At 70.4% G+C, this 8,949-nt stretch carries 9 protein-coding genes; 2 read left to right on the top strand and 7 right to left on the bottom strand.

What is annotated here, in order from left to right; all coding sequences use genetic code 11:
- Positions 1-2 precede the first annotated feature (2 nt).
- Together BEK98_RS35270 and BEK98_RS35275 are read right to left on the bottom strand one after the other, a co-directional pair.
- Positions 3-1,097: a phosphotransferase family protein gene (locus tag BEK98_RS35270; protein ID WP_094220815.1), complete on the bottom strand. Its 1,095-nt coding sequence runs from the start codon at positions 1,095-1,097 to the stop codon at positions 3-5.
- A gap of 11 nt (positions 1,098-1,108) precedes the next feature.
- Positions 1,109-2,206, bottom strand: coding sequence for an Rv3169 family protein (locus tag BEK98_RS35275; RefSeq protein ID WP_094220826.1), 1,098 nt, complete (start codon positions 2,204-2,206; stop codon positions 1,109-1,111).
- 138 nt (positions 2,207-2,344) lie between these two features.
- Between BEK98_RS35275 and BEK98_RS35280 the strand changes: the two genes are divergently transcribed.
- On the top strand, positions 2,345-2,587 hold the full coding sequence (locus BEK98_RS35280; RefSeq protein ID WP_094220816.1) for a hypothetical protein: 243 nt from the start codon (positions 2,345-2,347) through the stop codon (positions 2,585-2,587).
- Here the strand turns inward: BEK98_RS35280 and BEK98_RS35285 are convergent.
- Positions 2,550-3,722 carry an acyl-CoA dehydrogenase family protein gene (locus tag BEK98_RS35285; RefSeq protein ID WP_094220817.1) on the bottom strand — a complete coding sequence of 391 codons (1,173 nt, stop codon included), beginning with the start codon at positions 3,720-3,722 and terminating at the stop codon, positions 2,550-2,552. The two genes, BEK98_RS35280 and BEK98_RS35285, sit on opposite strands and share 38 nt — an antisense overlap.
- A gap of 331 nt (positions 3,723-4,053) precedes the next feature.
- Between BEK98_RS35285 and BEK98_RS35290 the strand changes: the two genes are divergently transcribed.
- Positions 4,054-5,292, top strand: a complete 1,239-nt coding sequence (locus BEK98_RS35290; protein ID WP_094220818.1) for a glycoside hydrolase family 18 protein — start codon at positions 4,054-4,056, stop codon at positions 5,290-5,292.
- A 54-nt stretch (positions 5,293-5,346) separates the two neighbouring features.
- Here the strand turns inward: BEK98_RS35290 and BEK98_RS35295 are convergent, their stop codons facing one another.
- The 4 genes from BEK98_RS35295 to BEK98_RS35305 form a co-directional block, all read right to left on the bottom strand.
- The gene (locus tag BEK98_RS35295; protein ID WP_167444334.1) at positions 5,347-6,000 is read right to left on the bottom strand and encodes a TetR/AcrR family transcriptional regulator; all 654 of its coding nucleotides are present in this window, start codon (positions 5,998-6,000) and stop codon (positions 5,347-5,349) included.
- Positions 6,001-6,080: 80 nt separating this feature from the next.
- The gene (locus tag BEK98_RS48135; protein ID WP_107428310.1) at positions 6,081-6,221 is read right to left on the bottom strand and encodes an SCO1431 family membrane protein; all 141 of its coding nucleotides are present in this window, start codon (positions 6,219-6,221) and stop codon (positions 6,081-6,083) included.
- A gap of 107 nt (positions 6,222-6,328) precedes the next feature.
- A complete protein-coding gene (locus BEK98_RS35300; protein ID WP_094220820.1) occupies positions 6,329-7,696 on the bottom strand; it encodes a peptidase C39 family protein in 1,368 nt (455 codons plus the stop codon).
- A gap of 211 nt (positions 7,697-7,907) precedes the next feature.
- The coding region (locus BEK98_RS35305; protein WP_094220821.1) for an amino acid permease at positions 7,908-8,949 on the bottom strand (1,042 nt) is incomplete at its 5' end.

Raw genomic sequence — 8,949 nt, forward strand, 5'->3', positions numbered from 1 at the left:
GCTCAATCCCAGTAGCTGCCCTGCACCATGGCGCGCAGACTGCCGTGGTGCAGGATCAGTGTGTCCGGGTCCGCCGGGACGGCGACCTCCGCGAAGTGCACCTGGCGGTACGCGACGCGCAGCATGACGATCGCGTGACGCAGGGCCGCGTAGAGGGTGTAGAACTCCATGTCCCGCGGGGTGTGACCGGTCAGGGCGGCATAGCGGGCCTCGACGCGGTCGCGGCGCAGGAAGTCGGGCAGTCCGCGCTGTCCGGAGGCGGCCGTGAGGTCGTGGAAGAAGCGGTGCAGGTAGACGGTCCAGCCGAGGTCCACCTCGCGCGGGGCGAGAGCCGCCATCTCCCAGTCGAGGACGGCGACGGGGTCGAAGCCGTCGTAGACGACGTTCCCGATCCGCGCATCGCCCCAGTTCAGGACGGGCGCGCCGGGCTCCTGCGGCCACAGCTGCTCCAGCCGGTCGAAGGCGGCCTCGATCAGGGGTGAGCGGGCGAGCCCGTCGATCACCCAGGAGTAGTAGGCCCGTTGAGCCGTCACATGCCGGCGCAGGGCGTCACCTTCACCCGGCAGGGTGAGGAACTCGGCGTCATCCAAAGGCACTTGGTCGTGCAGCCGGGCGAGCAGACCGACGGTGGCGGCCTCCAGGTGCTCGCGCTCCGCGTCGCTCGCCGCGTGCAGCCAACTGCCCTCGTACGTGTACGGCATGACGTCCGGCGGCACCCGTCCGGCCACCCGTTCCATGACGAAGAACGGCGCCCCGAGCGGGTCCGGGTCCTCCTCCAGCCACAGCACCCGGGGTACCGGAAGGTCGGTGCGGTCGGCCACGAGCTTCAGGGTGCGGTACTGGCGGGTCATGTCGTACTCCGGGAAGACGGTGTACGCCGCCGGGTCCGCCGCGAGCCGCAACGCGCAGGAACGCAGCGGTGGTCGGGGGTGCTCGATGTCGAACAGCAGGGTCTCGCTGGACATCCCGTTGGAGGCCGGGACGGTGACGCCGGCGGCCTTGGCCCCGGGCAGCCGGGTGCCGAGCCAGGTCGTGAGGCGCCGGGCGAGTTCCTCGGGGTCTCGGGTGCTGGTGCGCGGACGCGGTGCCGTGGCCATCTCGTCCTCCCTCAGGGTGCGACCGAGTCGAAGCCCGTGAAGCCGCTCGGGTCGTGCCGGCCGAACGATCCGTGCTCGAAGATGCCGTAGCCCGTCTGTCCGTCCATCCGGAAGCGGGCGGAGTGGTCGGTGACGCCGTAGGCGGCGAGGGGGTGCGGCGCCGCCATGTCGTACGTACGACGGTCGACCCATCCCCGGCCCTGCCAGGTTCCGTGCTGCCAGTCGTCGGACGGCGGGTAGCCCGCGCCGACCGCGAGCGGCGAGGAGGCCAGGATCTCCGCCTCCACCTCCAGCGGTTTGCGCGGGTCGCCGAGGTGGAGGACCGCGCGCTCGGGGTGGCGGGTGCCGGAGCGGTAGGTGATCTCGGCCTGGGGCCAGCCCAGTTGGCGGTCGCGGTGACCGGGGCGGAGCAGGGTGGCGTCGTTCAGGGTGCGGTAACCGTCGGCGTCCTCCTGGGTGATGACCATCAGGAAGCGGTCCTCGAAGCGCACCGGGCACCAGATCCAGTGGAAGCCCTCGGTCGGGTGGTCCTCGGCGAGCCGTCCGCCCTCCTCCCCCGGCACCGGCCGCACGCCCCAGCTGCGGTCCCGGGTGCCGGTCCAGCCCTCGGCGGAGACCTCGAACTCCGTGCCGCCGGCCCGGATCACGCCCGCCACCGTGCCCGCCTGGACGAACCTGCGCCCCTCCAGGGTGAGGCGGTCGCCCCGGCGCTGGAGGTGGTGCGGCTCCCACAGGGCCGGGAAGGCCGCGGTCCAGGTGAGGTCGTACGACAGTTCGTCGTCGCAGACCAGGCGCAGCCGCCGGAGCGGTTCCTGGACCTCGATGCGCAGCGGGCCCACGGCGAGCCGCATCCGGTCCTCACCGAGCGCGTCCGAGGCGCGGACGGCGTGCACGGTGTCCCCGGTGCGCAGGGTCGCGTAGGCGTCGATCACACCCAGGTTGGGGTAGACCCCGAGGCCGAGGATGAGCAGGGCACGGCCGGTGTGGTCGAAGACGTGGAAGATACAGCGGTCGTAGGCGTTCCGGTCCCCGGTCGCCACGTGCTTCATGGACAGCGGCACCTGGTGGACGGGGTACTCGTCGAGCGGTACGGGACGGTCGTCGGTCACGGACACCCCCCTGGGAGACAGTCCGCTGACGGTACGTCAGACAATCGGAGGAGACCAGAGCCGGAACGGGACGTCCCTGAACTCGCGCTCGATTCCGCCCGGCCGTGACCTGACCGGCGCCCGGCGCGTTCCCCGGGCATGACCCCCACGTACTCGGCGACCGGGCGTCAGCGCCTCATCTTCGTGCCGCGCCCCGCAGAATCGGTTCCGCCTCCCGTGCCGCTGGACCCGCCCATCTACCTCGCCCTGATGCGCACCTGGGCGGACCGGGGCCGCACCCTGCCGGGCCGCCACGACCCGGAGTGGGTCAGGCTGGCGGCCCCGACGGTCCTCAGGGGGCAGTTCAGCGACCCTCCGGTCCTGCCACGTGACGGGCGATGACCATCCGCTGGATCTGGTTGGTGCCCTCGACGATCTGCAGGACCTTGGCCTCGCGCATATAACGCTCGGCCGGGAAGTCGGCGGTGTAGCCGTAGCCGCCGAGTATCTGCACGGCGTCCGTGGTGACCTTCATCGCCGTGTCGGTGCAGTGCAGCTTGGCCATGGCGGCCTGCTTGGCGAACGGCTTGCCCGCGTCGCGCAGCCGGGCGGCCGCGAGGTACAGCGCGCGGCCGGCCTCGATCTGGGTCGCCATGTCGGCGATCATGAAGCGCAGGCCCTGGAAGTCGGCGATGGGGTGGCCGAACTGCCGGCGCTGGGTGGCGTAGCCCACCGCCTCGTCCAGTGCCGCCTGGGCCAGGCCGATGGCGCAGGCCGCGATGCCGAGCCGCCCGGAGTCGAGCGCGGACAGGGCGATCGAGAAGCCCTGGCCCTCCTCCCCGATACGCCGGCCGTCGGGGACCCGGACGCCGTCGAAGTGGACCTGGGCGGTCGGGCTGCCCTTCATGCCCATCTTCTTCTCGGGCATCGCGCCGCTCAGCCCCTCGGCGTCGCCCGGCACCAGGAAGGCGGTGATCCCGCGCGGGCCGTCCTCACCGGTGCGGGCCATCACGGTGTAGAAGTCGGCGATCCCGCCGTGCGTGATCCAGGCCTTGGTGCCCGTGATCACCCAGCCGTCGCCGTCCCGGACGGCCTTGGTGCGCAGGGAGGCCGCGTCGGAGCCGGAGGACGGCTCGGAGAGGCAGTAGGCGCCGAGCAGTCCGCCGCCGAGCATCGCGGGCAGGTGCTCGACCTGCTGCTGCTTGGCGCCGTAGGCGGCGAGGGCGTAGGAGGCGAGCGTGTGCACGCTGACGCCGAGGCCGACGGTGAGGCGGGCCGCGGCCAGCTCCTCCAGGACCTGGAGGTAGACCTCGTACGGCTGGTCGCCGCCGCCGTACTCGGAGTCGTACGGCAGGCCCAGCAGGCCCGAGTCCGAGAGCAGAGTGAAGACCTCGCGCGGGAAGCGTCCGGCGTCCTCCTCCTCGGCCGCCTTCGGCGCGATCTCGCGCTGTGCGATCTCACGGACGAGGGCGAGCAGATCCCTCGCCTCTTCCGTGGGCAGTTGACGCTCCACCGGCTGCGGGTCGCGGTCGGACATGGCGTCGGTCTCCTCCCTGTTCGGGCACTGGCGGTCTGGCCCGTTGTGGGGGCGGCTCCGCCTGGTCGTTCCGGTTCGCCGAAGGCGCCCGCTTCCGGGTCTCGGAAGCGGCTGACCAGCGGCTCTGTGCCGTGAGTATGCCCGATCAGCGACCTCCCGTCACCAGTTAACGACCGCTTACTTCAAGAATCCAGCCGGAACTCTCCGCACACCCGAAATTGGTCCGAACCATTGACCTAGTGGTCTAGTCCTCCTACTGTGCATGACCAACGCTTTACCGCGTTCATGCCAATCGGCGCGCGTTCCCCTCTCCCCCACGAGGAGCCACCCGATGCACACTCCCCACCGTCCCCGCGCCCGGTTCCGGGCGCTCGTCGCCGCCGCGTGTTCCGCCGTCCTCGGCGCCGGGCTGCTGGCCGGGGCGGGCACCGCGACCGCGGCCACGCCGGCCGCTCCGCAGATCAAGGCCGGCTCCAAGGTCGTCGGCTACTTCACCGAATGGGGCACCTACGACCGCAAGTACTACGTCAAGAACATCGAGACCTCGGGCTCCGCGGCCAAGCTGACCCACATCAACTACGCCTTCGGCAATGTCACCGGCGGCAAGTGCGCACTCGGCGACTCCTACGCGGCCACCGATCGGGCCTACACCGCCGCCGAGTCCGTGGACGGCGTCGCCGACACCTGGGACCAGCCGCTGCGCGGCAACTTCAACCAGCTGCTCAAGCTGAAGAAGAAGCACCCCGGGCTGAAGGTCCTGTGGTCCTTCGGCGGCTGGACCTGGTCCAGCGGCTTCGGCGAGGCCGCGAAGAACCCCGCCGCCTTCGCCCAGTCCTGCTACGACCTGGTGAAGAACTCCAAGTGGGCGGGTGTCTTCGACGGCATCGACATCGACTGGGAGTACCCGAACGCCTGCGGCAACACCTGCGACACCAGCGGCCGGGAGGCCTTCAAGAACGTCATGGCCGCGCTGCGGTCCAAGTTCGGCTCCGGCAACCTGGTCACCGCGGCGATCACCGCCGACGCCAGCGGCGGCGGCAAGATCGACGCGGCGAACTACGCGGGCGCGGCCCAGTACGTCGACTGGTACAACCCGATGACGTACGACTACTTCGGCGCCTGGGACGCGGCCGGCCCGACCGCCCCGCACTCCGCGCTGAACTCCTACTCCGGCATCCCGAAGGCGAACTTCTACACCTCGGCGACCATCGCCAAGCTCAAGGGCCTGGGCATCCCCGCCGCCAAGCTGCTGCTCGGCATCGGCTTCTACGGGCGCGGCTGGACCGGGGTCACGCAGGCGGCGCCGGGCGGCACGGCGACGGGCCCCGCGGCGGGGACGTACGAGCAGGGCATCGACGACTACAAGGTGCTCAGGACCAAGTGCCCGGCGACCGGCACGGTGGGCGGCACGGCCTACGCCAAGTGCGGGAACAACTGGTGGAGTTACGACACCCCGGCGACCATCGGCACGAAGATGACGTACAAGAACCAGCAGGGCCTCGGCGGCACCTTCTTCTGGGAGCTGAGCGGCGACACCACGAACGGTGAGCTGATCAAGGCGATCAACTAGCCCCGGAAGGCGCAGGACTTGGAGCGGAGGACCACGAGCCTCCGCTCCTTGCCGTCAGACCTCGCGGCGGGCCGGGGGCGGGGTCGGGTAGGCCGGGTCCAGTTCCTCGATGGCGCGCAGGGATCCGCCGAGCGTCTTCACCAGCAGGTCCCGCATGGTGTCGCGGGAGAGGGCGGGGCGGTCGATCCAGTCGAGGGTGGCTCCCTCGACACTGCACACCCAGGAGAGCAGGGCCATGCGGGCCAGCGGGGCTATGTCGCTGCGGCCGTAGGCGCCTTCGGCGATGGTGGCGACGATCGCCTCGCGCACACCGTCCCGGATGGCGTGCACCTCGGTGTCGAAGCCGACCCCGCCGCTGACGATGGTCCGGTAGGCGGCCTGGTGGTGCTCGGCGAAGCGCAGGTAGCTGTCGACGGTGCGGTGGACGCGGTCCACGGCGGGCAGTTCGAGGCCGCTCGCGGCGAAGGAGACCAGGTCGGCGACGGAGTCCTGGATGATCGCCAGGTAGTAGCCGCGCTTGGAGTGGAAGTAGTAGTAGATCAGCCCCTTGGCGACATGCGCCTGCCGGGCGATGTCGTCCATGGACAGCGCGTCGTAGGACGTGTCGGCGAACAACTTCCGCCCGATGGCGATGAGTTCGGCGCGACGCGCCACGGAACGCTCGGTGCCGCGCGCCCGGGGACGGACGGCGGCACTCTGTTGACGCATATTCAATTTCGACCCTGGTCTAGGAGGTCGGCGGGACATCCGCAGTATGTCAGAACATGCCGACCGGATAAGGCGCCGGGTCAGAGCAGACCGAGCTGGGTCACGAGCATCGCGAACACCACGACGAGCACCCAGCCCATGACGTGCTCGAGGATCTTCGGGCCGTCTTCCCGGGGGCCGCCGGTGCGGACGCGGGTGGCGGTGGCCTGCTGTGCGGTCATGGTTTCTCGCAGAGGTCGGACGTACGGAGTGGAATCCCCCCACCCATTTGTCCACCTTGCCACCCGCGACGGCGTTTGCGGCGGAGACCTTGCTCACACGGCTCGGGTCAGCAGACGCCCACCGCCTCGAGCGCCTTGCGCTGGCGCGGGTTCGGGTGGGCCGGGAAGTAGAGGTAACAGACCCCTCCGGTGCCGGAGACGACCTTCCCGGAGGCGTTGTACCGCTTGGTCCTCAGCCAGATGTTCTCGAACTCCCGCCGCAGGTAGACGCGCCGCACCGCCGCGTCGTCGACCGAGGCCGGGTCGTTGGCGATCACGTCGCCGTCCGGGGTGAAGCCGATCACGGTCATCAGGTGGCCCGAGGTGCCGTACCCGGCCCCGGTCAGCTCGGTCTTCAGGAACGACTGGGACGTTATGGCCGGGATGCCGGCCTCGATCAGCGTCTCCAGTTCGGTGAGCGAGGCGAGCCGGGTGACCACGCCCTGGAGGCCCTTGAACGTGGCCGCGTAGGCGGCGTTGAAGGGCCAGTTGCCGCAGCCCTGGTACTGGTGGTCGTAGGTGAAGCGGGCCGCGTGGTCCACCTGCGGGTCGGCGTAGGACGGGTCGACCCAGGACAGCTGCTCGGAGGTGAGCCGGCCGCCCCAGTACTCGACGATCATCTGCGAGGAGGTGGGGCTGCACCAGGCCTCGCCGCCGTTGTCGTACTCCGGGTACTGACCCTTGTGGATCTCCTGCGAGTAGCGCGGGACGCCCAGTTCCCGGGCGAGCCCGGGGGTGGAGGCCGGCACGGTGAAACGGTCGGGGATGTCGGAGCCCATGGCGCCGAGCCGCCAGACGGTCGGGGTGAGCCGGGTGTCCGGCCTGCGGTAGAGGGTCAGGCGCAGCCGGTACGCGGCCAGCCGCAGGCCGGTGCTCGCGTCGTCGATGGCGAAGGTGTCGGTCCAGATCGTGCTCTTGCCGTCCTTCTGGTCGTCCACCGAGGTCCGCTTGATGTCCTGGTCTCCGGCCGCCCAGCGGCCCATTACGTACCAGGGCGTGTCGGTGCCGTCGGAGTACGTGCCCCGCAGCTCGACCTGGAGCCAGGTGCCGTCGGGGGTGTGCGCGTTCCAGGAGGCGACGACCTCCGTCGCGGGCACGGCGAGCCGGTGGACCGGGGAGGTCCAGGTCGCGTACTCCCAACTGGCGGTGGTGCCGGTGTGCGGGTCGGTGTAGTCGGTGCGGCCCGCGGCGACGGCGATCTCGACGCCGGGGCGCGGGCCGGAGACGGCCCGCACACCCTGGACGGTGCCGCAGCGCCAGTCGCGGTACGTGGTCCAGGCGTGGTAGTCGATGGGGCGGGCCGCCGCCTGGGCGGGGTCGTCGCCGTCGGCGGCGGACGCCGTCGCGGTGGCGGCGGGTACGGCCCCGGAGGCGACCGCGGCGGCTACGGCGGCGGTGAGGACGGATCGGCGGGACGGCTGCTGGGCTCTGCTCATGGGCTCGGTTACCCCCAAGTATCCGAGTCGTTCCTGGTCCGGAGTGGTTGTGCGCCAACTATGGAGGAGACGGCATGCCCCTGCCAGCACTTCCGCACATGGCGCGCCACCAATATTGGTCTGGGCCACTGGAACAACGTGTGAGGGTGCACGACGGCCCCGGCGCGGACGGGGTGCCGTGCGCCGGGGCCGTGGCCGTGGCCTGTGTGGGTCAGACCAGGTCCATCGCGGCGACCTCGTCGGGGCGGCCGTAGCTGACCGGGCCCTGGAAGCGGCGGCGGGCGGTGGCGAACCACCACACCGTGGCCACGACCAGGACGACGGCCAGCGCGATCGGCGCGTAGTTGAAGGAGTCGACGGTGATCGGCGAGGCCTGCGGCAGCATGAACAGGACGCTGCTGAGCACGATCCAGACCACCGCGAGCCAGCCGATCGGCTTCCCCCAGGGGCCCAGGTGCCAGGGGCCGGGCTGGAACTCGTCGCCCAGCCGCAGCCGAAGGAAGATCGGCACCGCGTAGGCGAGGAAGAGCCCCACCACGTTGACGCTGACGATGGCGGTGAACGCCGTGTGCGACCACCAGCCCGGGACCACCAGGGCGAGCGAGCAGGCCACCGCGAGCCACACGGCCTTCACGGGCGTACGGGTGCGCGGGGAGACCGAGTGCCACAGGCGCGAGCCGGGCATGGCACCGTCCCGGGAGAAGGCGAAGATCTGCCGCGTGTTGCTGGTGAGGTTGGCGAGACCGCAGAAGAGCATCGCGCCGATCACGATGAGGAGCATCACCTTGGCGGCGCCGAGGCCGAGGCCGTCGATGAGAATCTGGACGGGCGGCGCGGAGGAGCCCGCCACCTTGCTGTAGTCGCTAATGCTGTAGACCAGTGCCAGTATCAGGATCAGGCCGGTGATCGCCGAATAGCCGATGGCGCGGGTGATCCCCTTCGGCGCGTTCACCGTCGCGCGAACCGTTTCCTCGGACATGTGGAAGCTGCCGTCGAACCCGGTGAAGGTCCAGCTGGTGACCAGCAGGCCGAGCATGCCGCCGTAAAGTCCGCTCGTGAAGCCGGTGTTGTTCTCGAAATGCGTCACGAAGGACGCCGACTGATGATGGTCGGGCATCACTATGAGTGCGCCCACGATCACCACGAGTCCGATCAGCAGCCACCACACGGAAATCCGGTTCAGTACGGCGACGAGCTGGACGGTGTAGGTGTTGGCGAGGCCCTGCAGCACGATGATCACGGCCGTGATCAGG

Source organism: Streptomyces diastatochromogenes, from assembly GCF_002242805.1.
In the GTDB taxonomy this organism is placed as follows: Bacteria; Actinomycetota; Actinomycetes; order Streptomycetales; family Streptomycetaceae; genus Streptomyces; species Streptomyces diastatochromogenes.